This window comes from Paenibacillus sp. GCM10028914, assembly GCF_042666275.1.
Classification (GTDB): Bacteria; Bacillota; Bacilli; order Paenibacillales; family Paenibacillaceae; genus Paenibacillus_AQ.
Window position 1 is genome coordinate 129576 of sequence record NZ_JBHTFO010000007.1, and the last position, 25438, is coordinate 155013.

Here is a 25438-nt window from a genome sequence, read left to right on the forward strand (position 1 = left end):
CATATTTTTGGGTAAACAATATATGGATAACAAATGTAAAGGGAGAAAGTCGGTGTACAACAATGACATTAAATGAGCATACCGAAAATGATATGATGCTGGAGGACCAAAACGACCGGGAACTGGAGCAAATTGAGATTGAGCTTTTGCTCGAGGGCATCCATCGATTCTATGGTTATGATTTTCGCAACTATGCTCTCCCTTCATTGAGGCGAAGAATCTGGCACCATGTTCATGCGGAAGGGGTGTCCTCTATATCCGCTCTACAAGATAAAGTGTTACATGATAGGCCCTGCTTCGAACGCCTTATATATAATCTGTCTATTCCGGTAACGGAAATGTTCCGGGATCCGAACCTGTTCCTGACATTTAGACAAAAGGTAGTGCCTCTTCTGAGAACCTATCCTTATATTCGGATTTGGCATGCTGGGTGTTCTACAGGAGAAGAAGTGTATTCCATGGCTATTCTGCTGCATGAGGAAGGTCTTTATGATAAGGCTCGAATATATGCAACAGATATGAACTCGCGTTCCTTGCAGCAAGCTAAGGAAGGTGTGTTTGATATCAAACGCATGAAACAATACACGAAGAACTATATGGAGGCGGGGGGTACACGCTCGTTTTCAGAATATTATACGGCTAAATATAATTCCGTTATTTTTCAGCCTTTTCTTAAGAAAAATATGATTTTTGCGGAACATAATTTAGCGACAGATCGATCATTTAATGAATTCAATGTCATCTTTTGCAGGAATGTAATGATTTATTTTAACGATGAACTTCGCAATCACGTGCATGGACTATTTCATGAGAGCTTAAGTCATTTCGGTGTGCTTGTATTGGGAGCAAAAGAGTCAATTCATTTTACGAATTACAGTGATTCATACGAAGCGCTAGACCGGGGAGAGAAAATATACCGGAAGATTAAATAGAGGTATTAGGAGGATTCCATGGGGTATCACGATCCGATTCATATTTTGCTGGTAGATGACCGCCCTGAGAATTTGCTCGCGCTGGAAGCGGTGCTCGACAGCGAACAATACACGCTTGTTAAAGCAACCTCCGGGGAAGAAGCATTACGATGTCTCTTGAAATATGACTTCGCTGTGATTGTACTTGATGTTCAGATGCCGGGAATGGACGGAATTGAAACGGCGCGGCTTATAAAAGCGAGAGACAAGACGAAGGACATCCCAATTATATTCATTTCGGCGAACAGCAGAGAGGCAGAACACCTCTTTGCAGGGTACTCCGCCGGAGCGATTGATTATATGGTGAAACCTTTCATCCCTCAGATTCTGAAGTCTAAAATTGAAGGATTCGTCGATATGTACCTGACGAATAAAAGACTTAAAACACAGTCAATGTTGCTTCATCAGAAGACGCAAGAATTAGAGAAAATTAATCATGAGCTTGTTCTGGCAAAGAATGCGGCTGAAATAGCAGCAAAAGCTAAAACTGAGTTTCTAGCTATGATGAGTCACGAAATACGCACCCCCATGAATGGGGTCATTGGCATGATTGATCTCTTGATGGATAGTGATCTTCAAGAAGAGCAGAAAGAATATGCCGATATTATCCGGAATAGTGCAGATGCTCTTGTGTCTATCATTAATGACATTTTGGACTTTACAAAGATGGAATCTGGCAAAATGGAATTGGAAGAGCATCCATTTGAACTGAAATCTTGCGTGCAGGAGGTCTTTGGACTCTTTTCGGCAGAAGCCAATAAAAAGAATCTCGAGCTTCTCTATTTTATTGAGGATCAGATACCCCAAATGGTGTATGGAGATATGGGTCGGCTGCGTCAGGTACTCATGAACCTCGTATCGAATGCGGTAAAGTTTACAAATCAGGGCGGAGTATATCTGACAATTTCCTTGATTGAGAAAGAAAATGAAACTTTGACTCTTGAGTTTAACATTAAAGATACAGGTATCGGTATTTCAAACGATAAAATGGATCGACTCTTTAAGCCGTTCTCTCAGCTGGATTCCTCTATGACTCGTAAATACGGTGGGACCGGTCTTGGGCTTGCAATCTGTAGGTCGCTGGTCCAAATGATGGGTGGAGAAATCCGAGTAGATTCAGAGGAAGAGACGGGTGCAACCTTTATTTTTACAATTAAGGTTCATAAGTATGAAGAGGACGATCAATTACATCGGCGGGAATATCCCGATGATATGTATGACATGAATGAAAAGAAATGTTCACCGAGCGTACTGGTTGTTGATGATCATCCTATTAATCGTAAACTGATGCTTAGCATGCTGGGTAAGTTAGATCTGAATGCTGACATAGCAGAAGATGGGGATCAAGCCGTAAAGTTAGTAAGATCCGGACATCATTATGACATGATATTTATGGATCTTCAGATGCCTGTCCTGGATGGTTTAGAGGCTACCCGTCTTATTCGTGAACAAGAGTCACCTTTTAAGAGATCTGTCATTGTTGCCATGACAGCGAATGTGATGGACGGTATAGAAGCGCGCTGTTTAGAGGCAGGTATGGATGATTACATTAGTAAGCCGGTCAAAATTAACAGTATTAAAGAAGTCTTGAACAAGTATGCACTGCCGACGATTCATAATCATGTCCTTTCTCATGATCGAAAATCCGTTATGTGAAGATGTTATAAAATAACAATCGAAAAATGATTGCTAGGTTGTTTCAACATATGAAATAAAGGGTTATTTGTAATGAATACGAATTTCGGGAGAGAATGTCTATGAATACAAATAAGAATGAGAAGTTCAATGCCAAGACTCACATGAGTGAAAATGCTTGCACTGTGTTTTTAAGTGGAGAACTCGATTTGTCCGTTGCTCCTGACTTTAGACTGGTTATGGAGCCACTTGTGAGTAATTCTGAACTAGATTTGATCGTCAACATGAAAGACATGACATATATTGATAGTACGGGGATCGGAATCTTGTTATCTATTTTGAAAGCAAGACATGGAATGAAAGCACGCTTTGCTGTTGAAGAAGTTCCTCAACAAATTCAGAAGCTGTTTGACATGACTGGAATTGCGAAGTTCTTTGCCTCACAGGAGAATTCCCATTAGGAAAGGAAAGAAAAAAATGAATGCTGATGCACACAAAGTTACCCTAAATTTACCTGCCAGTGCGGAATATGTAGATATTGTTCGATTGAATTTGTACGGAATTGCATCAAAAATGGGCTTTTCCTATGAAGAGATTGAAGATATGAAAGTTGCAGTTTCAGAGGCTTGTAATAACTCGGTATTATATGCTTATGGCCAAGAAGGCGGAGTTGTAGAAGTTGTGTTTGATGTTTCTGTTGATTCGTTGTCTATCACCGTCAGAGACGAAGGGGAGAGTTTCGACAGTGATGATAATGCAGACAGCCCTGGGACCCTTCATGATAAAGAACTGAATGAAGTTCAAATTGGAGGACTTGGTTTCTACTTAATGGAGGCACTCATGGATGAAGTGAGTGTAACGAATCAGACAGGGAAGGGAACACAAGTTATTCTTACAAAGCGGCTTGCGAGAAGTGAGGAGCCGGTATGAGTGAAAAAGTGACTCCCCCAGAGTCAAAAGATGAAGCGATTAGTCTGATCTGGGAATATCAGCAGACCAAGGATAACGATATCGCTACCGTCTTAATAAAAAAATATGAACCGATGGTTAAGATGGCTTCAGGTAAAATTGCCCGCAATCGGCCCGACCTCTATGAAGACTTGTATCAGGTTGGGCAGATGGCTCTGATCCGGTTGCTTCAGCAATATGATATCAGTTTAGGTATACCTTTTGAGCCATACGCGATGAAGAGTATGATCGGTCATATGAAGAACTTCTTACGTGATAAATCTTGGTATATCCAAGTCCCCCGTCGAATTAAAGAAAAGGGTGCCCTCGTACAGCAAGCTATCGATGAGTTGACAGTGAAGCTGGAAAGATCACCCGATGTTAAAGAAATTGCACATTACTTGGATTTGACGGTTGAGGAGACGGTAGAGGTTCTTGCCGGCCGTGAGTGCTATCATTATGTATCATTAGATTCGCCTTTATCGCAGGAGGAGACGGGTGCCACGCTTGGAGAACTGATTAGCTCTGATGTGAATGATTTTGATTCTGTTGAGAAGCGAATGGATCTACAGCAGGCTTTAAGTCAGCTCAAGGAGCAGGAGCAGAAAGTGTTGCTGCTTGCTTTCCAAGAAGGTCAGTCGCAGCGAGCAATCGCTCAGAAGCTCGGTGTATCCCAAATGAGTGTATCTCGTATTCAGAAGAGGGCAACAGAGAAGTTGAAACAGATTATGTCTAATTCATCTTATTGATATGGACAAGTCTTTCTGTATCCAGTGCAGATGTAAAGGTTGTTTTACATAAGGGCACGCTCATTCCAGTCAGGAATAGCGTGCCTTATTTAATTTAACGAATAGGACAAATTAAAAGAGGGTGTGATGGTTCAATGACTACCTTCCAGCTGGAGAAGGAGCAAAATGTATACACCTTTGCAGGTGGTTGGACATGGTATGATCTTCAAATCGATGATTGGGATGCGCCACTAATGGGAGAATTGCGGAAACAATTTCCCTACACAGGAAGATGGTTTGATTATGCATCGACTCTTAGAGGTAAAAACTATTTGTCCGTTCGTTTTCCTGAGGGAATAAATCCAATCATGATTGGCTCTATTCTATATACGGTTACCACAGAGATAGATGATGAGAAGAAAAATGAACAGTTTTATTTTTATATCGATGATCAGGTATTGATGACCTTCAACTTGGATGAACATACGAGAGGGGTTATGAGAGAAACAGGCCGAGTCTCAATGATGCATCAATGTTCAAGGCCGATTGATGGAATGTTTGTTCTTTCAAGAGCTATCCTGCATTATTTCCACGTAGGTATGGACAGATTTGAAGAGAAACTGCGTAGTGTGGAATCTGAAATGGAGAAACAAAATAAACGCTATTTGATGGATAGTATATTGAACTCCAGATTTGAGCTAATTTATTGGAATAATCTATTTATATCTTTCCAAGAATTAATAGCAGCCGCTAAAGAGGGATATCTCGATAGTTTGGAAGATAGTCGGTTTTATAAACAATTGTTTCATCGGGTCGAGCGAATGGAAAAGCTATTTCAGCATTATGAGCGAGAAATCGATACGCTTGTTTCGATCGATGATGCAATTGCCGGTTTCCGTGGGAATGAAATTATGAAGACCCTGACAATCATGACGGTTATCTTCACACCGGCGACTGTGGTAGGAGCAATATGGGGAATGAACTTTGAGAATCTGCCGTTGATTAAGGTGTCTTGGGGGTTTACGGCTTCCATCCTGTTTACCTTGGCTATGACAGTAGGCATGTATATGTGGATGCATGTGAAGGGGTGGACAGGGGATTTGCTGCGAGTGAAATCCAAAAACAAAAACATATAAAGCTGAGCATAAAGAAGTCCGGATTCTTGTCACAATCCGGACTTCTTTATGCTCTTACTTTGATCGATCGATGTATCCTTGTAACTCAGCAATATAATTACCGATAAGAGGCAAATCTACAAAAAGACTCAGAATGTACCCTAAGAGACCGAGAACAACGAAAGTTCCTACAGTCATACCCAATCCTCGGGAAAGGCCTGCGGTAAAGTTCGTAATCATTCGTTTTTTTGGGTTCATATAGTTTTCAACAATGTCTTTAAAGTCGGATCGCTCAAGAGAATCGGCAATTTTATCGAGTCGTGTGTTTAGTCGCTTAACTTCATGTCTTAGCTCAAATGGATGTTCTTCGACCTCGTAGGCATTTCGGCTTTTTCTCTCTTCACCAGAGTTCGTAGTGGACTCTTGGCGTTCTCTTCGGTCTTGATCACGTCTTCGAGAAATCTGATCGTGGTCAGAACGCTCAAAAGGTCTTTCGAGCCGGTTATAGGGGGCTGCTTTACTCATCGTTATCCCTTCTTTCCTTGGTTTTGGAGAAGATGAAATAAAAATAGCCAGCTTTGTCAGCTGGCTAAAACCGCTTTAACGGTTTAGTATCTCGACTTCGTCTCTTGGCTGACGTCAGAGGAAGCATCTTTCGTCACTTGTTTGACGTCTTCAGAAGCAGTCGCAACTTCATCACTCACATCGTTGGAAGCTTGCTTCACGCTCGACATGATATTGCCCCGGCTCTCATTCACTGTCGTCATGACATCAGAAGCTTTAGAGCTTACCGTTTTTGCAATTTCTGTAGCCTTATCGCCTACAACACTTGCAACTTCCTTGGTTTTATCACCAACCAATGTGATCTTGTCGGAGAGATCTCCACGGAGTTCTCGACCTGGTTTTGGGGCAAACAGCAGAGCTGCTGCCGCTCCGACCAAGGCTCCAATGAAAGCACCTTTAAAGAAAGTTGATCCACTTTGTACCGGATATTCTTGTTCTGTGTGATTCATGACATTCACTCCTTTAGATTAATATAATTTAGTATGTTGAAACGAGTAAAATTAGGTTGTGCGACGAACCATCTTAGAGATGAGTCCCAACAAGAATACGAAGATAGCCGTACCAATGATTGCTGGAACAACGGCGAATCCGCCGATTTCTGGACCCCATGAACCTAAAAGCATAGGTCCGAGCCAAGCACCGATGAAGCCCGCAATCATGGATCCGATAATTCCACCAGGCATATCATTACCAACTAGGGCATCACCGATGATTCCGATAATGATTGCCATTACGATGCTTATAATTATTCCCCACATAGGATGGCCTCCTTTTCAGAGTGTCGTGAACTTGTTTAGGCTTGCTTATCTGGTATTTAAACGTTAGCGATATTCATGAAACAACAAACATGAGATATAGAGGAAAACAGAGTTTTATGCTCAATCAGTATGGAAACAATAAGAAAATTGTTGGATTTTCAAGTTTTTGGGGCTTTACAAATTTCTTTATCCTCACGTCTGATTATTTTTGCCTGCTGATATATGTAGATTTTTGTACTATACTAATTAGGCGACTAGGGTCTTGGTAGCCGTTTCGGTATGTCCCGTGCCTTTGTATGATGGACATCATTTTGGATTAAGAACTAGAAGGAGAGAGGCATCATGGAGACTGTACTAGTGAAGGAGTATCGTGCAGATGTTATGGAGTGCGCCCATAGTGGACATATATGTATCGTTAATGAAGAAGGGAAAGTCGAAGCGTATGCAGGTGACCCAAATTATATAACGTTCACACGGTCTTCTGCGAAACCTCTGCAGGCTATTCCTGCCATTCGTGCGCAATTAGCGAATTATTATCATTTAACAGATCAGGAAATTGCAATCATGACGGCTTCCCACCGCGGAGAGCTTGAGCATCAGGAAATACTGGCTGGTTTATTGAATAAAACGGGGATTGGGGAAAGTAGACTCGTATGTGCCTCAAGTTATCCGCTTGATGAAGAAGCAAGATATTCTCTGATCCGCAGTGGAAGTGATAAGCGTAAACTTTATCATAACTGTGCTGGAAAGCATTTGGGCTTGCTTGCCTATAGTCAAATGAAAGGATTCCCTCTTGAAGGGTATGAGAATCCTGAACATCCGGTGCAACAAGAAGTACTGAATACAATTGCGTATATGAGTGGTTTATCTAAGGATGAGATTACTCTAGGAACAGACGGTTGCGGTCTACCGGTATTCGCCCTGCCTATTCATGCCCTGGCTACTGCATATATGAAGCTTGCTTGCCCAGATCGGATTGAGGATGAAGCTACTCGCCACGCGGTAGAAACGATAACGAAGGCGATGAACTCCAATCCCTTTATGGTAGCAGGAAGCGGTAGAGTGGATACTATCCTTCTCCAGGATGAGAACATCGTTGCCAAAGGTGGATTTAAAGGCGTTTACTGTTTTGGTTTAAAGAAAGAGAGACTTGGAGTCACGTTTAAAATCTTGGATGGCTCAGAAGAAGAGTGGGGATATGTGGCAGAGTCCATTCTTGAGCAGATCGGTTATAAGAACAGATCCACGATTGAACGTTTAAGAGAAGCTTATACCAAAGATCTTTATAATGATGAGGGTCAAAAAGTAGGCAGAACCGAAACGGTATTCACTTTAAAATATATTTGATTTTAGCACAATGATTAAATTAAAATCCGCCGGGGTATTAAAGTATAATCCCAATCGGGAGAAAAACTTTATCTCGCTTTCCTATAGGGAAGTGAATATGCGGAGGTGAGCGGGCATGATTAAGATCATGACTGCGGCGGAAAGGCATACATCACAAAAAGAATGGGTTCACAGCGAATATAGTTTCTCTTTTGCGGACTATGATGATCCGCACAATGCGCATTTCGGTTCTTTACTTGCTCATAATGACCATGTATTAAAACCAGGAGGCATGATAGATTCTGAACTTCATCATGACCTGGAAATTGTGAATATCGTCCTGAATGGAAGTATTCATTACGAGGATGATATGGGTAAACAACAGCTCGAACCGGGATCGGTTCAAGTCATCAGTACAGGTCAAGGATTAACACATCATGAGAAGAATGATTCCACAGAGGAAGCTAGATTTATTCAAATGTGGTTTTTACCGGATCGCCCTGATATGTCTTCAACACGGTGCAATGAAGTTTTTTCTCGAGACCAACGTCTTAATTGTTTGCTGCCGATGGTGGGGGGGAGCGGAGATGAAAGGGCGCTTCCAATCGCTCTTGACATCGTTCTTTATGGATCAGTACTGGAGACAGGGGAGCGTATCAGTTATTCTATTGCCGAAGGACGCAGAATGCATGTTTACCTTATACAGGGCAATCTCGAAATCTCCTCTGAGGATGGAACATTTGATTTGTCCTCTGGAGATGCTGCAAGGATCAAGGAATGCACTGAAGTCTCATTTAAGGGTACTTCAAGTGAAGGAGAAGCAGAATTTATCGTGATAGATTTACCATAATCCGTAATCATACAATAAAATATAAAAGCCCCTGCTCGGTTTTCCTTGGAATAGGAAGAATCGAGTGGGGGCTTTTAAACATAAAGTCAACGATTAATTTCCGCGGAGACGACCTAGCTCGGAGACAAGTGCTTCTACCTCTGAAATACTCAGTGTATTCTTACTCATAACCATGTCGTACAGATCGCGTATATCTTCATATTGATCTTTGGAGAAGGCTGACGCCTGCATAGCGGCAGCTGAAGCCATGCGGAGCTTTAATTTGATTTGTTCGATCATATACTCAATATTTTCTTGAGATTGTACATTTAGATCCATGACTGGCACCATTCCTCTCACTCATTTCGTCCCTGTATTGTACCATGTTGCAGTCAGTCGAACCAATGTTTTTGCTACTATCCCTTGGTTAGGGTAAAATCAGAAGAACTGTGAATGGTGCCTAATATGTAGTTCGCAGTAATGTGTACATAGCAAAGGGGGAAGGTAATGGGCAATGACGCGGGATTTGGGAAGGGTGAGTCTGCAGAGAAAATCAAACTATCTGGAGAGCAATTGATAAGTTTTTTTTCAAACATATCTCAGCAGTACTCCTTGGAGCAAATCACATTCATATGTATCGGCACAGACCGTTCGACAGGGGATGCGCTAGGCCCGTTGACAGGAAGCAGATTGCTGGAATATGGCTTTCCAAACGTAATTGGAACGCTTCCCGATCCGTGTGATGCATGTAATCTTGTGACCAAGTTGCAGGATGTTCAGGCAGAGAATATTGTGATTGCGATTGATGCTTGTCTTGGTCAGCCCTCTTCCGTCAATTCCTACTTTGTATCGGAAGGTCCGCTTCATCCTGCACAGTCTGTGGGGAGACAGCTTCCGTCTGTAGGTCACTTTAGTATTGCTGCAGTCGTGAATATACAGGGACCCAAACCTTACTGGACACTGCAAGTTACATCGCTCCACTTGGTTATGAACATGGCTGAAGAAATTGCACATGCTGCAGCATGTGCCTTTGGACTTAATACTTGAAGCAGACGTTTCAATCAGACCAGTTTTTGGTTTAATACTATTACATCTATATAAAACCATAGGTGCTTGTGTAGCACCGAACAATAGAAAGAAGGGTATTGTAATGGATAAAGTACAGTGTAACGGTAATACGATATGTTATCTGGAAATTGGGCAGGGAGAACCTTTAATTTTGCTTCATGGGTACTGCGGAAGCTCTTCTTACTGGGAACAGATATTGCATGATCTGAATGGTTACCGGGTTATTGTACCGGACCTTCGAGGACATGGTCGTTCAGATGCGCCTATGGGTCCTTATACCATTGAACAGATGGCTGATGATGTGCTGCTTCTAATGGACGAGCTGAATGTCGAGAAAGCTACGCTGCTTGGCCATTCTCTTGGGGGATACATAACGTTGTCATTTGTACAACGATACTCTTTTAGGTTAAATGCGTTTGGATTGATCCACTCCACAGGATATCCGGATTCGGATGAGGCCAAGGAGAAGCGAGTGAAGGCGGTGAGTGTCATTCAGGGAGAGGGTATTACTGATTTTATCGACGGGCTTGTTCCTGGCTTGTTCGCTCCCGGAATGGAAGATCGAAATAAGGAATGTATTCAGAAGGCGAAGGAGATTGGTTATCTGACGCCTCCGCAAGGAGCAATTGGTGCAGCGCTTGCTATGCGTGAGCGCCCAGATCGTCGTGATGTGCTATCTTCGACAACTCTTCCTGTTCTCCTCGTTGCAGGTGAAAAGGATAGTCTTATGCCAGTTGAACGTGTCTTTACAACAGATCATGCCAATGTGACTCAGATTGTTATAAAGGAATCTGGTCATATGAGTATGATGGAAAATCCCAAAGATTTGAGTGAAGCTATTCTTTCATTTTTAAATCATGTTCACGAGTCTTAATCCTAACATAAGGGTGGGTGGACAAGTAGAAGCCGGAGGCTAAGGACTCCGGCTTTTTTATGCTTTGAACAGAGAAAATGAAGAAATTCCTGGCGCTGGTAATATGGTTGTAGATCTTTTACAATTTATAGAGATAATGCAGAATTAGACGAGTGCAAGAAATGGAGGAAGCGGGATGTATCGAAAGGATTATCTCCTCCGTCTTGTGGAGGAAATGACGCAGGTCATATCTAAAGTATTCGGTTTGAAGCACCAGAAGAAACATACAGAAGCTCTATGGGAAATCGATGAGATGCTCAGCCGTCAATTTCGTTTGAATTCGAAATTATTAAATTCTTTATCAGCAGAGGGAATTGTTCAGTTATTCCGGAGCGGTGAGATCGTGGAAGCGGACAAACTGCAAAGTGCTGCGAGGTTGCTCGAAGAAGAAGCCGAAATCTATCTGGATATGGATAAGCCTGAGGAAGGGAATACTCTGTTAGAGAAGGTTCTTCACTTATATTTATCTGCTTCTATATTTGGCGGTGATCCGAAATTATTCGAATTGCCGAAACGAATTCTTTCTCTTCAGGAACGTATTCGTCCCTATGGTTTGACAGACGAGACAGAACGTCTTTTATTTACATATACAGAACAGAGAGGGGATTATGCTGCAGCTGAGGATAGCCTCTATCGATTATTAGGTCATGAGGCAGTGGAATATCGGGAAGGGGAACTTTTTTATCAAAGGCTTCTTGCTTTAAATCCGGAACTATTGGAAAAGGGGCGACTTCCACTTGCCGAGGTAGAAGCAGGATTATTGGAACTGAAGCAGCAATATTCACATCAGACGAAGACATAGACTCCTCATGAGACATTCTGAAAACCCGATGTCTTACTTGGGCAACATTGACCGGGGATGTTATCATATTTAATGTGGTTTTATGGGCTGCAAATACAACATGAAAGTGAGATGTACCCTCTTGGATGCACTGCGTAAACTTATTCACCAAATCATTGATGATACATCTTTGATTACAGCCTCCCTTAGCCAGCTACGCAAGCGGGAAGGGATTTCTTATACGAAAGTGACGATCAAACCCGTCGAATTGAAGAACAAACTGCATTATCAGTTTGCCTATTACTCAGGAACCAAGGTAACGCATCAAAATGTACCAGCCGAGGAAGCCGAAGCTGTCATGACCAAGCTGATGGAGGAAACGTTTCGTCAAGCTGTCATCTGTACACCGGAAGCTGATTATCAGGTGCTTATATCTAAGAAGTACAAGGTGTCTATTCTGACCAAATCACCAACCAAGACAAAAACAGACATAGCCCACAATCGTAAAAAGTCATATGTGCTGGAAGAAGGTATACCTGTTCCGTTTCTAATTGAGCTTGGCATTATGAATGATGAAGGAAAGGTTTTTGCTCGGAAATACGATAAATTCAAACAGATCAATCGCTTTTTGGAAATGGTAGAAGATGTGCTCCCTCATTTGCCTGATGATCGTCCACTGACAATTGTCGACTTTGGCTGTGGAAAATCGTACCTGACTTTTGCTCTTTATCATTATTTGGCGGTTACTGCGCGAAGATCGCTGAATATCGTCGGATTAGATCTAAAGGCAGATGTTATCGAACACTGCAGTTTGCTGGCGAAAAAACTGAATTATTCACATTTGCAGTTTCTTGTCGGTGACATTGCGGATTATGATGAATTAGAGCGGGTGGATATGGTCGTAACCCTTCATGCCTGTGATACAGCAACAGATGCTGCGCTCGAAAAGGCAGTTCGGTGGGGGGCATCTGTCATTCTTTCGGTTCCATGCTGTCAGCATGAGTTATTCGCTCAGGTAAAGAGTCCAGTTATGGATCCACTCTTATCTCATGGTATTTTAAAGGAGCGATTCTCAGCACTTGCTACAGATGCGATACGTGCTAAACTGCTCGACATTATGGGATACCGTACTCAATTGCTGGAGTTCATAGACATGGAGCATACGCCGAAAAATATCCTCATTCGAGCGGTTAAAGGAACTGCCGGAGATAAGGATAAGTTGTGGCAGGAGTATGTTGCGTTTAGAGATTTTTTGAGTGCTGCACCGTATTTAGAGAAGGCTTGCCGGGATCTGATTCCGCAAGCAAGAATCGCGGATGAAGAGTAAAGTGACATTGAATTAAATAATCCGATAGTAAAGCGAATCGACTTTTGAAGTTGTTAGACTCCAAAGGTGCGATTCGCTTTTTGCGTTGGCAATCTACAATGAAGGGTAGTTTGGTGGAATACATTGGTAGATGATCGACGACAATAGAAAGAAGGGATTAAGGAAGAGATGGATTCTAACTGTGGAAAGAGGAATTGCAGTGGCGATGATCATCAGGCGGTGGGGAATTGTGATGCTACTCTTTGTTATGGTGAGCGCTAGTTTAAGGACTGGCCTGTTTTTTGACAGAGATGTTTATGTCGTTAGTATCTTCTTGGGATTGACCTGCATACTGATAACTGCAGGATATAAGCTTTCTGGTCGCAAACAATTCTTCATGTTATACAAAAGCCCTGTATTTCCACTGCTTATTTTCGCTGGGATTATCCTTCTTATTTATACATGTCATTGGATGCTCGGACCGCTTTCCACGGAAGGAACAGGAAATGAAATTGTCCGCTGGGGATTGTTCGGTTCGGTCGGTCTTATTGCCTGGATTGTAAGCAGAGAACGAGAAACAGGGAGGTTCCTTCGATTCATATGGCACATAACAGGAATCATTCTATGTGGAAGTGCTCTGTTAACTGTATACGGATTGTGGGACATACCGTATGGGTTATTTCGCACGATGGATCCTGCGCTTAGTGCTACGGGTACGAGACTGGGCGGCCTGATGCAGTACCCGAACACGTTCGGGGCTGTAATGGCTGCTTTCTTGCTCGAGCGGTTGTTTGCGCTGCCCGCCGCGCTTCGCTTGCGGAGGGCATCCTTTGGCGCTGCGGCAGCATTGCTGCCGCTTACGCCATACACCGCCGCGCTGCTCCTTACGGAGTCGCGCGGCGCCTGGCTCGCGGCCGCATTTGCGTGCGCGGCCGGTCTGGCCGCAGATCGGCGCTGGGCGGCGCCGATCTTTGCGGCTGCTGCCGCGCCTGTCCTAGGCGCGGCACTGCTCTATCGCCAGCTGGCTGCTGCCCAGCTGGCTCCAGCGATGGTGCCCGGCCTGCTGTGGCTGGCCGGGCTTTGGGCCGGCGGCGTGCTAGCCGGCCTGATGCTGTGCCGGGCAGCGAAGCGGAGCCGCGCACAGTGCGCCGCCGGCCGCCACCTCGGCAACAGCACCCGCAGCAGCACCCGCCATACCACCGGTAGCACCACCGGTAGCACCACCGGCAGCACCACTGGCAGCAGTACCCGCCATACCATCGGTAGCAGTACCCGCAGCACCACCGGCAGAAGCACCCGCCACACCACCGGCAGCAACTCCGCCAGCATTCCCAGCAGCGCGCCCGCTACCACCCACTGCCCCAGCATCCTCGAGCGATTAAGTCGGATTGCCTTCGGTAGCACTCGCCGTAACAACCTTATCGCTGCAACCATTTTTTACATCATCGCATTTATCGTGATTATTCTGCCTGTAAAGCCAAGGCTTCTAGGCGAGACGGAGACGGTGAGTGCGCGTTATCTTATATATAAGGATGCTTGGGAGTTGTTTTTATCTGCTCCATGGTTTGGACAAGGAGGGGACACGTGGCGCCTTTCTTATCGTGCAATTCAGTCACAAGCTTATGTAGGTGCGGAGGTACATAGTGGTTACATCGACCTGCTGTTGAATACCGGTGTGATTGGCTTTTTGTTTGCGTTGATTTTATTGTTTGTTACGGTGATCCGGCTTAAAGTAAGCTGCGCTCGTTTGATACCTTCTTTTTTAGTTCTGGTTATTCATAGTGCCATTGATTTCGATTGGAGCTTCGGATTGACTTGGCTGCTCATATTTTGGCTTCCTATTATGGGCGGGGAATGCAGTGAGTTCGAAATACCTCAACATCCAAGCGAGAAACGGAAGAGGAAGTTACTAGGCAGCTTCCCTCTCCGGAAACCGACTGCACACTTGAAGCTCTGGAAATATCCAGTCCTAATGATAGGCATTTCATGTATTACAGCATGGACCGTTCTGGGCTTTTCCTATTGGAGGGCGAATCATGACTTTGAACAGGCACTTCATACTGTTAATCTACAGGAGCGTGAACACCAATTAAAATCTGCTTTACGCTGGAACCCTGCTTCGACAGAGTCTGCATTATTATTAGCAGATTTTCTTCCGTCGAAGGCGGCGGTTTGGCTGATGATGAACAGCCTTTCCCATTCTCCAGGGCATCCTGAACTCACTTGGGCGATTGCGGAGCAACATTCGGGTAGTGAGGATCCTAAACAATCAGCGTTATGGTACAGAATCAGCTTAAGTAGAGATAGGCATAATGCCGAGAAACAGACCCAAGCTGTCTATTCATTGGCTGATATGGCCCGAAAACAATGGACAGCGGGAAAAGAAAGAGCGGCTGTGCATACGGCATATTCCGCTCTGGAAGTTTATAAGTCGTACCTGCATACAGTTGAAATGCAATTAAGAAATCCTCACGTTAGAAATGACCGGGATTTCCGAATGACGCTCCAGGCCTTACAAGAAGCAGAAAGACTGAAAAGCTGGATTCAGGCTAAAAACGCTCATTTCGATGCGACGGTTCTGAACAACTCCGTATTTTTTATCCCACTAGTGAAGTAACATATAACCGCTGTCTATCCGCCAAAAGCATCTCTAAAAGCGGAAGCCAGCGGTTTTTCAGGTAGCTGCCACAGCTCGGCTAATTCAGCGCACACCTCTTTTTCCCACCAGTCACATAGAAGTTTTTTATTACTATAATTATCGTGAATCCAGATCAAATTACCGATCACTTTGCGGTAATACAGCTCCTCACCCTGTTTCAACAACTCTGGTGAAATATACTGCTTGAGCCGCTTTGTTGTGCGGTATAACTCCTTGCTGCAGGCTCTTCGAATCCCTCTCGGTGTCGGTGGACGTCCGCCAATCTGCTTGGTGTGTGGTGTTTGCATAGTGCTCACTCCTTTTGTCTCAACATATGTGAAATTCCGGGCGGAAGTCACAAGCGGCCTATCAAATGGGCGGAGTAGAAGGCATGTCCATGGCTTAATTGGAATAGGCTTTATTATAGACACAACGCTATGAAAAGGGGGATCTCGTGGAACTGATTTACGATTGGGTTGGCACTTTGTTTGATTGGATTCAGAGTTTAGGTTATTTTGGTATTATGCTTGGTTTGATGATGGAAGTGATCCCGAGTGAGATTGTCCTTGCATATGGTGGCTTTCTAGTTTCCAGCGGGGAGATCAATTTCATTGGAGCGATGATCTTTGGGACAATTGGGGGAGTTGCTGCACAGCTGTTTGTGTATTGGATCGGACGCTACGGTGGAAGGCCTGTTTTGGAGAGATACGGGAAGTACATCTTGATTAAGAAGAAACATATCGATTATGCTGAGGATTGGTTCAAAAAATACGGAACTGGTGTTATATTTACAGCGCGCTTTGTTCCAGTCGTTCGGCATGCGATTTCTATTCCGGCGGGTATTTCCAAAATGAATATATGGCGCTTTACGCTGCTGACCACACTTGCAGTTATCCCATGGACAGCGTTATTTTTATATATGGGTCTTCTTCTTGGTGATCAATGGGAGCATATTGATCAGAAGGCAGCTCCATTTGTACGGGAGATTCTACTCGGAGCATTAGCAATAATGATTATTTATTTTGTCATCAAATGGATTAGATCCAGAAAAGGGAGGTCTTGAACATGGCAGTTGATTTATCTCACAAGTTAGGTACTGGCATTTCACCGAAGCAGTTTATGGAAGGCATGGAGAAGAACAAGGAAGCTTTTCAAGCAGGCTATGATCAATTTACATGGAGCAGCGACGAGGATCGTGAATTTTTCGAAAGTCTGCAGTTTCGGGACGATATTCGTGTACTTATCCTAGCAGCTGATTGGTGTGGTGATGTCGTTCGTAATATTCCGGTTGTTTTTCGGGCGCTTGAAACAGCAGGAATGGAGACAGAAGTACTTGTGATGGAGCAGCACTTGGATGTGATGGATCAGTTTCTGACCATGGGAGGACGTTCTGTTCCGATTGTTATTTTTGCCGATACTGGAGGCTATGTTCTTGGTCAGTGGGGCCCTAGACCGGCCCATGTGCAGAAATACATGATTGAGTTTAAGAAGGAGAATACTGATCGTGAGGCTCCTGATTATCAGGAGAAGCTGACAGCTGTTCGTCAAGATATTATACAAGCTTATGGGGAAGGAAATGAGGCTAGCGCAGTAATTATTGCTGAACTGCGTGAGCTGATCGAAGGGTTATAATAATATGCTGAAGATAGAAACATTCAACTTAGGACCGTTGCAGACAAATGCATATCTTTTAACTGGCTCGGAAGAAGGCAAGGCGATTATTATCGATCCTGGCATGAATCCCGGACCGCTACTCAAGCGGATAGCTAATCTTGAGATTGAAGCCATTTTACTGACACATGCTCATTTTGACCATATGGGCGGAGTGGAAGAGATCCGGAAGCTTAAGGGCTGTCCGGTTTATCTGCATGACTTGGAAAGTGAATGGCTGGGCAATCCGAAATTAAACGGCTCTTTGAACTGGCCACAAGTAAGTCCTCCGCTATCTACAGATCCGGCAGAGTATGATCTAGCTGCTGGTCAGACATTGAACATGATCGGCCATAGCTTTAAGGTATACCATACACCTGGTCATTCACCGGGAAGCGTAAGCTTTTTGTGTGGGAATGATTTGTTCTCTGGGGATGTATTATTCCGCATGGGGGTTGGCCGGACGGATCTTCCGGGAGGACGTGAACGTGATTTGATCGACTCCATTCAAAATATCCTCTATACGTTCCCTGATGAGGTTACGGTTTATCCGGGGCATGGTCCACGGACAACGATTGGTTATGAAAAGCAGCGTAATCCGTATGTTTCTATGAATAGTTAAAAGGAAATATACGACAAAAAACGAGAATGTTGCTGGACAAATAAAGACAAGATTGTTACAATACGATTAATTGAATTTTAACCATTGCGAAGCACGCAGACTGTGGATTAACTCCCGGTTTGCGTTCTTTTATTTTCTGGGGCATTTTGAAGTATGTTTTCCATTAGGGGGAATAGTATGAAGGATCATGGATTATCGCAGCTTGTTGGATTCAGTTCTTCCAGATATTCTACACATGAAAGCCCAGCTGTAAGTGGTCCTGACATTCAGATGACGAAATCAGTAGTATGGTATAGATTGTTTCGAGGAAATGGATCTGTATTACAGCCTTGGCAGGATCGATTGGACGATTATCGACAGGATCAATAATTACATATGAAGGTATATAGTATAGTACACAGATGAAACCGCTCCTTTATAGATAGTGGCTTAGACACCTCTATTTTAATAAAGAGTGGTTTTTTTTGTGCTGTCTGTCTTTGAGGTGGAGTTGCACGAAGCAGCGGAGGGGACGAAGCGTTTTTTGTTTTTATTTTTTTCTTTTTATGAATTGAACGATTTCACACAGTAAAACGTATTACGATAGGAACGTGAAAGAGGTGATCAATACCCTATGAGAAGTGAAGAAGAGGAAATCATCCGCCGGGCGAAAAAAGGCGACACCACAGCTATGGCACAGCTGTTCCAGCAACATTATTCTTTTTTATACAAATACTTGCTTAAAGTAACTATGAATAAGGCAATTGCTGAAGATATAGCCCAGGACACGATGATTCGTTGCATGGAGAACATAGGACGTTACAACGGCTCATCTTCCTTTTCATCGTGGATGATTACGATTGCGACCCGTATGTATATAGATAAAGTAAGACGAAGAAAACGTGAGCAGAAGTGGATCCTCAATGAACAGATACAAGGTATTCGCAAAATGCGATGGCAGCTTGAAAGCCGTAATGAAGATTGGAGCGATTTCATGGATTCATTATCCCGTTTATCTGACGACCACCGGATAGCTATTCTATTGAAGCATTATTACGGATACAGCTATGAGGAGATTGGCGATATGTTAGGTGTTCCGGCAGGAACAGTGAAATCACGCACAGCTTACGGTATTAAAACACTGCGAAAGGAGATGAGCAACAATGACTAATAGAGCTGATCAAGAAGATGAGCAATTTATAACCGAATTGAAGGCGGAGTTAAATCGTATCGACTCAGCAGTTGATGAACCTGCATATTCATTTGTTGATTTTAAATTACTCGCAGAAACGACACTGGCAAATCAGCGACGGAGATGGAGAAATGAAAATATTATCTTTATGATCGTTGTTGTGTTTATCGTCAGTGGTGTTTTTTTGGCAACATGGACAAATCCAGGCATGCTGCTGCTGATTCACGGAATAAGTATGCTGCTTGGTGCTGTGTTCTTAATCGTATCGTTACGATCGGGAGAGAGTAGGGATTATCATGAAGAATGAGCTGAGTGATACTCCGATCTGGGTTTTGATCTTAGCCGCGGTTCTTGTTATCCTGCAAGGCTCATGGCTTTTTATAAATGCGAGAAGACGAGGATTGGGGAAAATGGCATGGTTTTGGGGCATATGGGGTTCTACGACGATGCCTTTGCCGCTCTTGCTCTATTGGTTGATTGTCATCAGACCATCAGGGCATAAATCCGAATCAAAGTAAGAGATACAGAGGAGGACTCATTATGGATATATGGAAATTAATTTGGCCGCTCGTTGCACTTCAAGTCATTCTTGCAGTGACGGCGCTTATCTCACTGTATAAGGCAGAGCAGGGAACGATCAGAGGAAATAAGCTAATGTGGGTGTTCATTATTTTGTTCATTAATATTATTGGTAGTGTTGCGTACTTTATTGTTGGGAGGAAGGAAACGTGAGCGGAAGTCTCTTGAAAATACAAGATTTAAGAAAAAACTTCGGAAGTGTTTCTCCGGTGAAGGGAATATCGTTTCAGATTGAGCGGGGTTCCTGTACTGCACTTCTTGGTCCGAATGGTGCAGGGAAGACGACAACCCTTCGAATGTTAGCTGGACTAATGGAACCTAGCGGTGGATCTGTGGAGTATTCGGGAAGCCAGACTGGAAACTGGCGTAATCGAATTGGTTATTTACCGCAGTATCCGAAATTTTACGGATGGATGACGGGAACGGAATATATAACTTTCAGCGCGAAAATATCCGGTCTTCGAGGAAAGAAAGTAGCGAAGCGAACGGAGGAGGTCCTTGCTCAAGTCGGTTTGAAGGATGCTGCGAAACGGCGGATATCCGGTTATTCCGGCGGAATGAAGCAGCGGTTAGGATTGGCACAGGCTCTTGTTCATGAACCGGAAATTCTTTTACTCGATGAGCCTGTCTCTGCTCTCGACCCCTTGGGCCGCAGAGAGGTGATGGAGATGATCCGCGAATTACGCGGTGATGAGATAACCGTTCTATTCTCCACTCACGTATTACATGATGCCGAAGAGATATGTGATGAGATGGTATTTATGGTGGATGGCAAGATCGCTGAACAGGGGGCTTTAACAGAATTGCGAGAAAGATACCGGCAACCCATTATTTTTATTTCTATCGAATCCGATGAGAATGGAATGAAGTGGCTGCAATCGCTCGAAACTAGGAGCTTTGTAAAGGAAGCTGTTATGGGAAGAGATTGGGCGAAATTAACTGTGAATGATGTAGGAGTTGTGAGAAATAAATTAATGGAAGAGATAACGTTGAACAGGATACCTCTTGTTCGCTTTGAAGTAGGTAGTTCATCGCTGGAAGATATGTTTATGAAGGTGGTGAGCCAGTGAACGGTCTATGGATCTGTTATAAAAAAGAGATGCTTGATATGATACGCAGTTATAAATTTATTTGGATTCCAGCTGTCTTTCTTATTCTAGGGATCACGCAGCCGATCTCAACCTACTATTTACCTGAGATACTCTCCATGTCCGCCAATCTCCCGGAAGAAGCCTTGGCATTATTTCAGAAGCCTTCTTCTGGGGAAGTAGTGATTCAGACGCTCAATCAATATAGTATGATCGGCCTGCTTGTACTTGTATTGGCAGGAATGAATATCGTTGCTGGTGAACGGCTTTCTGGTACTGGAGAGCTCTTGCTTGCACGAGCTATATCCCCGGCTTCCATCATTGTTGCTAAATGGGGTGCACTGATGACGCTGCTTGTTATCTCTTTTTGGCTTGGACTTGCAGGATCGGCCTACTATACTGCCGAGTTGATTGGTCCGCTGGAATGGAGCCGAGTCGCAGTTTCGGGTGGGATATATACAATATGGCTTGCTTGGATACTTAGCCTCGTTCTTCCTCTTGGCACCGTACTGCGAGGACCTGCAGCGGCGTTTATTAGCTTGGGAATAGCAGCCCTTTCATCAATGTTATCTGGATTCTTTCCCTCCCAGATGAATTGGAGCCCGGGACGTCTTAGCAGTTTAGCGGCCGAATGGATCGCAGTAGGAAGCGGGATAGCTTATCTACCAGTGCTATCTGCCATATTGATAATGATTCTATCGGTAGTAGCAGCCGCTAGCTTGCTTAGAAAAAATACGATTCCGGGATGAAGATAAGTTTTTACAGAGTAAGGCGTTTTTATTGTATGGGCCTAGTACGTCCTCGACTAGGACAATAGAATGATGAATTCTTTATAACACCATGGACATCTCTATTACTTTTTAGTAGACTATTGAGATAAAAAAGAATGACATCTATGGAGGTAGACGATGCTGCGTTTAGGGGAAAAGGTTACAATCGTCGAGGACACCTTTGAGCAGAATCTTCCGCTCGGTCAATATGCTTTTGTCATAGCATATGACAGAAATCCGGACAACGCGTTCGATTACTTGATTCGAGTTCCGTTTCTCAACCGTAATTTTTTCGTTCCAGCGAGTGATATTGAGCTGGAATCTGTCGTGTTGAAACAGGAAGCCGAACGTGTCGAGCGAGAAGCGCTTATCGATTTTGCCCTGTCGACATATAATGAAAAGCTGTTTCGTCAAGTGATGAACGGGGAATTGGAATCCGTTGCCGAGGAAGAAGAGACGAAGGAAACGTTGTCTCAGGCTGACTTCATCAAACAAGTGAATCTTCGAGCATGGATTTAAGAGAGTCGGCCTAAGGCCGGCTCTTTTTTGCGACCCCTTATGATTGAATTGTGCATGTTTCTACAATATAATGAGAAAAGTTATCCGCAGACTTTATCCCTTTAATATGGAAGGGGAACGAAGAGGAGTGAAATTCATGAACATTACACCGAAAGACGTTCAGCATGTGGCCAAGCTAGCCCGTCTGAATTTGACACCGGAGGAAGAGCAAATGTTCACCGGTCAGCTGAACGCGATTTTACAATATGCCGAGAAGTTAAACGAATTGGACACAGAAGGAATTCAGCCAACAACTCATGTACTGCATCTTAGCAATGTGATGCGGGATGACGAGGTTCGTGAGAGCTTGCCGATTGAGAAGGTACTGCTTAATGCTCCGGACGAGGAAGATGGCCAGTTTAAAGTACCAGCGGTACTGGAATAGAAAACGAAGGGAGGATACAGTCTTGAGTCTGTTTGATTATAAATTATCAGAGATACATAACAAGCTCCAAGAGAAGGAGCTATCCGTTACGGATTTGGTGGATCAGGCGTTCAAAAGTATTGGCGAACGGGAAGATCGAGTAAAAGCTTTTATTACACTGAATGAGGATGGAGCTCGTTCTTCAGCTAAGCGGCTTGATGATAAGCTGGCTTCGGGTGAAGCTCGTGGTCTGTTGTTCGGCCTGCCTGTTGGTATTAAGGACAACATCGTGACAGAAGGGCTCCGCACGACATGCGCAAGCCAATTCTTGTCGAACTTTAATCCAGTTTATGATGCTACCGTTACTTCCAAGCTGCGTGCGGCTGATACCGTAACGATTGGTAAGCTGAACATGGATGAATTCGCTATGGGCGGATCTAATGAGAATTCAAGTTTCTATCCAGTTCGTAATCCATGGAATCTGGAGCGTGTGCCTGGAGGTTCGAGCGGTGGATCGGCAGCAGCTGTTGCTGCGGGTGAAGCATACTTCACTCTGGGATCGGATACAGGCGGTTCCATCCGTCAACCTGCTTCTTATTGTGGGGTTGTTGGCTTGAAACCAACTTATGGCCTCGTATCTCGTTTTGGCTTGGTCGCTTTTGCGTCATCGCTGGACCAGATCGGACCTTTGACCAAAAATGTCGAAGATTCCGCTTATGTGCTTCAGGCAATCGCGGGGTATGATCCTATGGACTCGACCTCGGCAAAAGTAGATATTCCTGATTACAATAAGGCGCTTACTGGTGATATTTCTGGCCTCCGTATTGCAGTGCCTAAAGAATACCTGGGTGAAGGTGTAGACGCTGAAGTGAAAGATAGCGTAATGAACGCCCTGAAGGTTCTTGAAGGTTTAGGCGCAGTTTGGGAAGAGGTGTCCTTGCCTCATACCGAATATGCTGTTGCCACTTATTATTTGCTCGCTTCTTCTGAGGCATCTTCGAACCTGGCCCGTTTTGACGGCGTACGCTATGGACAGCGTGCTGATACAGGGAACTTGCTCGATCTCTATCACGAATCCCGCAGTAATGGCTTCGGTGATGAGGTGAAACGCCGGATCATGCTTGGAACATATGCGCTTAGCTCAGGCTATTATGATGCGTATTATCTAAAAGCACAGAAAGTTCGGACTCTGATTAAACAGGACTTCGATAAAGTATTTGAACAATATGACGTTATCATCGGACCTACAGCACCAACGACGGCTTTCAAGCTGGGCGCGCAGGTGGATGATCCGTTGACGATGTATTTGAATGATATCCTGACCATTCCGGTCAGTCTCGCAGGAGTACCTGCGATTAGTGTGCCTTGTGGTTTTGCAGGAGGAATGCCTGTAGGTATGCAGGTTATAGGTAAAGCCTTTGACGAGTCTACCGTACTGCGTGTTGCACACGCGTTTGAACAAAATACAGAACACCACAAGCAGCGGCCTACGCTGTAAAATGCTCGTCAGAGGAGGGAAACGAGACATGTCCACATCTAAATATGAAACGGTAATCGGGCTTGAGGTTCACGTTGAGCTACACACGAAATCCAAAATATTTTGCGGTTGCTCCACCGAATTCGGCGCCCCGCCCAACACACATACGTGTCCGATCTGTCTGGGGCATCCCGGTGTGCTGCCGGTACTGAACCGCCAGGCTGTAGAATATGCGATCAAAGCAGCAATGGCTCTCAATTGTACGATTGGAGACGTCAGCAAGTTTGACCGTAAGAACTATTTCTACCCAGATTCACCAAAGGCATATCAGATCTCGCAATATGATCAGCCAATAGGTTTGAATGGTTGGATTGATATTGAAGTAGATGGCAAAACAAAACGGATTGGCATCACGCGTCTTCACTTGGAAGAGGATGCGGGTAAATTGACGCATGTTGATGGAGGTTATGCATCGCTGGTCGATTTTAACCGGGTTGGTACTCCACTTGTAGAAATCGTCTCTGAACCGGAAATTGCTTCACCGGAAGAAGCTAAAGCTTATCTGGAGAAAATGCGTGCTATTATGCAATACTGCGACGTATCTGATGTGAAGATGGAAGAAGGTTCACTTCGATGTGATGCTAACATCAGTCTTCGTCCATGGGGACAGAAAGAGCTTGGAACGAAGGCCGAACTTAAGAACATGAACTCATTCCGCGGTGTACAGCGCGGCTTAGAATATGAAGAGTACCGTCAAGCTGAAATTCTTGACGAAGGCGGTGTTATCGTTCAGGAAACTCGCCGCTGGGATGAAGCGCAAGGAAAAACCCTTTCCATGAGAGGCAAAGAGCAAGCGCATGACTATCGTTACTTCCCAGATCCGGATTTGGTAACTGTACGAATTAGTGATGAGTGGAAGGAAGCGGTTCGCGCTACCATTCCTGAGCTGCCGGATGCACGTAAAGCTCGCTATACTTCAGAATACGGTTTACCTGATTATGATGCGGGAGTCATTACCTCATCGAAATCACTTGCTGATCTATTTGAGGACAGCCTCAACTATACTCAAGATGCAAAAGCCGTATCCAACTGGATTATGGGTGATCTAATGGGTTACTTGAACGCTAATAACCTTGAACTTGCTGAGGTTAAGATTACCGGTCAGGGTCTTGGTGAGATGATCGGTCTCATTGAGAAAGGTACCATTAGCAGCAAGATAGCTAAGACTGTCTTTAAAGCGATGCTGGAGAGTGGTAAACTTCCTCAAGTGATCGTTGAGGAGCAAGGGCTTGTTCAGATCAGTGATGAGGGTGCAATTAAAGCTATCGTTGAACAAGTAGTCGCTGCGAACCCTCAATCGGTTGAGGATTACAAAGCTGGCAAACAGAAAGCTATTGGCTTCCTCGTTGGTCAGGTTATGAAAGAGAGCAAAGGTAAAGCGAATCCTGCGCTCGTTAATAAATTACTGATTGACGTGCTAAATAGCTAATCGAAAGTATGATAAAGAGCTTGCCTGTAATAACAGGCGAGTTCTTTTTCTGATCACCCAAAAATAGGGGTCGAACTTCTGGTTCTTCCA

The 25438-nt window shown here is 44.2% G+C and carries 34 protein-coding genes; 27 read left to right on the plus strand and 7 right to left on the minus strand.

The features are described from left to right. The first annotated feature begins 62 nt into the window (after nt 1-62). The 6 genes from ACFQV5_RS06310 to ACFQV5_RS06335 all read left to right on the plus strand — a co-directional run bounded on the left by ACFQV5_RS06310 (nt 63) and on the right by ACFQV5_RS06335 (nt 5418). Nucleotides 63-932: a CheR family methyltransferase gene (locus ACFQV5_RS06310; protein WP_379244743.1), complete on the plus strand. Its 870-nt coding sequence runs from the start codon at nt 63-65 to the stop codon at nt 930-932. 18 nt (nt 933-950) lie between these two features. Further along, nucleotides 951-2627: a response regulator gene (locus tag ACFQV5_RS06315; protein ID WP_379244745.1), complete on the plus strand. Its 1677-nt coding sequence runs from the start codon at nt 951-953 to the stop codon at nt 2625-2627. Nucleotides 2628-2728: 101 nt separating this feature from the next. Then, the gene (locus tag ACFQV5_RS06320) at nt 2729-3067 is read left to right on the plus strand and encodes an STAS domain-containing protein (RefSeq protein WP_379244747.1); all 339 of its coding nucleotides are present in this window, start codon (nt 2729-2731) and stop codon (nt 3065-3067) included. 16 nt (nt 3068-3083) lie between these two features. Next, nucleotides 3084-3536, plus strand: coding sequence for an anti-sigma B factor RsbW (rsbW, locus tag ACFQV5_RS06325; protein ID WP_379244749.1), 453 nt, complete (start codon nt 3084-3086; stop codon nt 3534-3536). Continuing rightward, nucleotides 3533-4303, plus strand: coding sequence for a sigma-70 family RNA polymerase sigma factor (locus ACFQV5_RS06330; RefSeq protein ID WP_379244751.1), 771 nt, complete (start codon nt 3533-3535; stop codon nt 4301-4303). The genes rsbW and ACFQV5_RS06330 overlap by 4 nt, the downstream gene beginning before the upstream one ends. 134 nt (nt 4304-4437) lie before the next feature. Then, nucleotides 4438-5418, plus strand: coding sequence for a magnesium transporter CorA family protein (locus tag ACFQV5_RS06335; RefSeq protein WP_379244753.1), 981 nt, complete (start codon nt 4438-4440; stop codon nt 5416-5418). 54 nt (nt 5419-5472) lie between these two features. On the opposite strand, the gene ACFQV5_RS06340 is transcribed toward ACFQV5_RS06335, so the two are convergent. The 3 genes from ACFQV5_RS06340 to ACFQV5_RS06350 all read right to left on the minus strand — a co-directional run bounded on the left by ACFQV5_RS06340 (nt 5473) and on the right by ACFQV5_RS06350 (nt 6719). Further along, nucleotides 5473-5922, minus strand: coding sequence for a DUF5665 domain-containing protein (locus ACFQV5_RS06340; protein ID WP_379244755.1), 450 nt, complete (start codon nt 5920-5922; stop codon nt 5473-5475). 83 nt (nt 5923-6005) lie between these two features. Further along, nucleotides 6006-6410: a YtxH domain-containing protein gene (locus ACFQV5_RS06345; RefSeq protein WP_379244758.1), complete on the minus strand. Its 405-nt coding sequence runs from the start codon at nt 6408-6410 to the stop codon at nt 6006-6008. Between the two features lie 51 nt (nt 6411-6461). After that, nucleotides 6462-6719: a GlsB/YeaQ/YmgE family stress response membrane protein gene (locus ACFQV5_RS06350; RefSeq protein ID WP_379244760.1), complete on the minus strand. Its 258-nt coding sequence runs from the start codon at nt 6717-6719 to the stop codon at nt 6462-6464. A gap of 342 nt (nt 6720-7061) precedes the next feature. Here ACFQV5_RS06350 and ACFQV5_RS06355 point away from each other — a divergent pair, with 342 nt between their 5' ends. Together ACFQV5_RS06355 and ACFQV5_RS06360 are read left to right on the plus strand one after the other, a co-directional pair. Further along, nucleotides 7062-8066, plus strand: a complete 1005-nt coding sequence (locus ACFQV5_RS06355) for an asparaginase (RefSeq protein WP_379244762.1) — start codon at nt 7062-7064, stop codon at nt 8064-8066. Nucleotides 8067-8181: 115 nt separating this feature from the next. After that, a complete protein-coding gene (locus tag ACFQV5_RS06360) occupies nt 8182-8895 on the plus strand; it encodes a pirin family protein (RefSeq protein WP_379244764.1) in 714 nt (237 codons plus the stop codon). A 93-nt stretch (nt 8896-8988) separates the two neighbouring features. Here the strand turns inward: ACFQV5_RS06360 and ACFQV5_RS06365 are convergent, their stop codons facing one another. Continuing rightward, nucleotides 8989-9213 carry a DUF1128 domain-containing protein gene (locus ACFQV5_RS06365; protein ID WP_379244767.1) on the minus strand — a complete coding sequence of 75 codons (225 nt, stop codon included), beginning with the start codon at nt 9211-9213 and terminating at the stop codon, nt 8989-8991. 168 nt (nt 9214-9381) lie between these two features. On the opposite strand from ACFQV5_RS06365, the gene yyaC reads away from it, so the two are divergent. From yyaC to ACFQV5_RS06385, 4 genes are all read left to right on the plus strand, one after another. Then, nucleotides 9382-9921 carry a spore protease YyaC gene (yyaC, locus tag ACFQV5_RS06370; RefSeq protein WP_379244769.1) on the plus strand — a complete coding sequence of 180 codons (540 nt, stop codon included), beginning with the start codon at nt 9382-9384 and terminating at the stop codon, nt 9919-9921. Between the two features lie 103 nt (nt 9922-10024). Then, entirely contained in the window at nt 10025-10816 is a 792-nt protein-coding gene (locus ACFQV5_RS06375) for an alpha/beta fold hydrolase (RefSeq protein WP_379244771.1), read from the plus strand. A 175-nt stretch (nt 10817-10991) separates the two neighbouring features. Beyond that, complete coding sequence (locus ACFQV5_RS06380; RefSeq protein ID WP_379244773.1) at nt 10992-11657, plus strand: DUF6483 family protein; 666 nt, start codon at nt 10992-10994, stop codon at nt 11655-11657. 100 nt (nt 11658-11757) lie between these two features. Continuing rightward, a complete protein-coding gene (locus ACFQV5_RS06385) occupies nt 11758-12963 on the plus strand; it encodes a class I SAM-dependent methyltransferase (protein WP_379244775.1) in 1206 nt (401 codons plus the stop codon). A 444-nt stretch (nt 12964-13407) separates the two neighbouring features. On the opposite strand, the gene ACFQV5_RS06390 is transcribed toward ACFQV5_RS06385, so the two are convergent. Further along, nucleotides 13408-13812, minus strand: coding sequence for a hypothetical protein (locus ACFQV5_RS06390; protein ID WP_379244839.1), 405 nt, complete (start codon nt 13810-13812; stop codon nt 13408-13410). A 226-nt stretch (nt 13813-14038) separates the two neighbouring features. After that, nucleotides 14039-14299, minus strand: a complete 261-nt coding sequence (locus ACFQV5_RS06395; protein WP_379244841.1) for a hypothetical protein — start codon at nt 14297-14299, stop codon at nt 14039-14041. A 75-nt stretch (nt 14300-14374) separates the two neighbouring features. On the opposite strand from ACFQV5_RS06395, the gene ACFQV5_RS06400 reads away from it, so the two are divergent. Next, nucleotides 14375-15559 carry an O-antigen ligase family protein gene (locus ACFQV5_RS06400; protein ID WP_379244837.1) on the plus strand — a complete coding sequence of 395 codons (1185 nt, stop codon included), beginning with the start codon at nt 14375-14377 and terminating at the stop codon, nt 15557-15559. A 14-nt stretch (nt 15560-15573) separates the two neighbouring features. Here ACFQV5_RS06400 and ACFQV5_RS06405 read toward each other — a convergent pair whose 3' ends face one another. Next, complete coding sequence (locus tag ACFQV5_RS06405; protein WP_379244777.1) at nt 15574-15888, minus strand: hypothetical protein; 315 nt, start codon at nt 15886-15888, stop codon at nt 15574-15576. A gap of 146 nt (nt 15889-16034) precedes the next feature. On the opposite strand from ACFQV5_RS06405, the gene uptA reads away from it, so the two are divergent. From uptA to gatB, 14 genes are all read left to right on the plus strand, one after another. Then, entirely contained in the window at nt 16035-16643 is a 609-nt protein-coding gene (gene uptA, locus ACFQV5_RS06410; protein ID WP_379244779.1) for an undecaprenyl phosphate transporter UptA, read from the plus strand. 2 nt (nt 16644-16645) lie between these two features. Then, nucleotides 16646-17212: a thioredoxin family protein gene (locus ACFQV5_RS06415; protein WP_379244780.1), complete on the plus strand. Its 567-nt coding sequence runs from the start codon at nt 16646-16648 to the stop codon at nt 17210-17212. 4 nt (nt 17213-17216) lie between these two features. Beyond that, nucleotides 17217-17852, plus strand: coding sequence for an MBL fold metallo-hydrolase (locus tag ACFQV5_RS06420; protein ID WP_379244782.1), 636 nt, complete (start codon nt 17217-17219; stop codon nt 17850-17852). 177 nt (nt 17853-18029) lie between these two features. Then, nucleotides 18030-18221, plus strand: coding sequence for a hypothetical protein (locus tag ACFQV5_RS06425; protein WP_379244784.1), 192 nt, complete (start codon nt 18030-18032; stop codon nt 18219-18221). 244 nt (nt 18222-18465) lie between these two features. After that, nucleotides 18466-19002: an RNA polymerase sigma factor SigY gene (sigY, locus tag ACFQV5_RS06430; protein ID WP_379244786.1), complete on the plus strand. Its 537-nt coding sequence runs from the start codon at nt 18466-18468 to the stop codon at nt 19000-19002. Next, nucleotides 18995-19330, plus strand: coding sequence for a YxlC family protein (locus ACFQV5_RS06435; protein ID WP_379244788.1), 336 nt, complete (start codon nt 18995-18997; stop codon nt 19328-19330). The genes sigY and ACFQV5_RS06435 overlap by 8 nt, the downstream gene beginning before the upstream one ends. Continuing rightward, nucleotides 19320-19541 carry a hypothetical protein gene (locus tag ACFQV5_RS06440; protein ID WP_379244790.1) on the plus strand — a complete coding sequence of 74 codons (222 nt, stop codon included), beginning with the start codon at nt 19320-19322 and terminating at the stop codon, nt 19539-19541. Before ACFQV5_RS06435 ends, ACFQV5_RS06440 begins: the two co-directional genes overlap by 11 nt. Before the next feature lie 22 nt (nt 19542-19563). After that, nucleotides 19564-19755 carry a PLDc N-terminal domain-containing protein gene (locus ACFQV5_RS06445; protein ID WP_379244792.1) on the plus strand — a complete coding sequence of 64 codons (192 nt, stop codon included), beginning with the start codon at nt 19564-19566 and terminating at the stop codon, nt 19753-19755. Beyond that, nucleotides 19752-20672, plus strand: a complete 921-nt coding sequence (locus ACFQV5_RS06450; RefSeq protein ID WP_379244794.1) for an ABC transporter ATP-binding protein — start codon at nt 19752-19754, stop codon at nt 20670-20672. Before ACFQV5_RS06445 ends, ACFQV5_RS06450 begins: the two co-directional genes overlap by 4 nt. Then, nucleotides 20669-21439 (plus strand): ABC transporter permease, encoded by a 771-nt coding sequence (locus ACFQV5_RS06455; protein WP_379244796.1) that lies wholly within the window; start codon nt 20669-20671, stop codon nt 21437-21439. The genes ACFQV5_RS06450 and ACFQV5_RS06455 overlap by 4 nt, the downstream gene beginning before the upstream one ends. Before the next feature lie 159 nt (nt 21440-21598). Further along, nucleotides 21599-21979, plus strand: coding sequence for an ATPase (locus tag ACFQV5_RS06460; protein WP_379244798.1), 381 nt, complete (start codon nt 21599-21601; stop codon nt 21977-21979). Nucleotides 21980-22115: 136 nt separating this feature from the next. Continuing rightward, entirely contained in the window at nt 22116-22403 is a 288-nt protein-coding gene (gene gatC / locus ACFQV5_RS06465; RefSeq protein WP_379244800.1) for an Asp-tRNA(Asn)/Glu-tRNA(Gln) amidotransferase subunit GatC, read from the plus strand. A 22-nt stretch (nt 22404-22425) separates the two neighbouring features. Beyond that, nucleotides 22426-23880 carry an Asp-tRNA(Asn)/Glu-tRNA(Gln) amidotransferase subunit GatA gene (gatA, locus tag ACFQV5_RS06470; RefSeq protein WP_379244802.1) on the plus strand — a complete coding sequence of 485 codons (1455 nt, stop codon included), beginning with the start codon at nt 22426-22428 and terminating at the stop codon, nt 23878-23880. A 28-nt stretch (nt 23881-23908) separates the two neighbouring features. Then, nucleotides 23909-25348 (plus strand): Asp-tRNA(Asn)/Glu-tRNA(Gln) amidotransferase subunit GatB, encoded by a 1440-nt coding sequence (gene gatB, locus ACFQV5_RS06475; RefSeq protein WP_379244804.1) that lies wholly within the window; start codon nt 23909-23911, stop codon nt 25346-25348. Nucleotides 25349-25438: the final 90 nt, after the last annotated feature.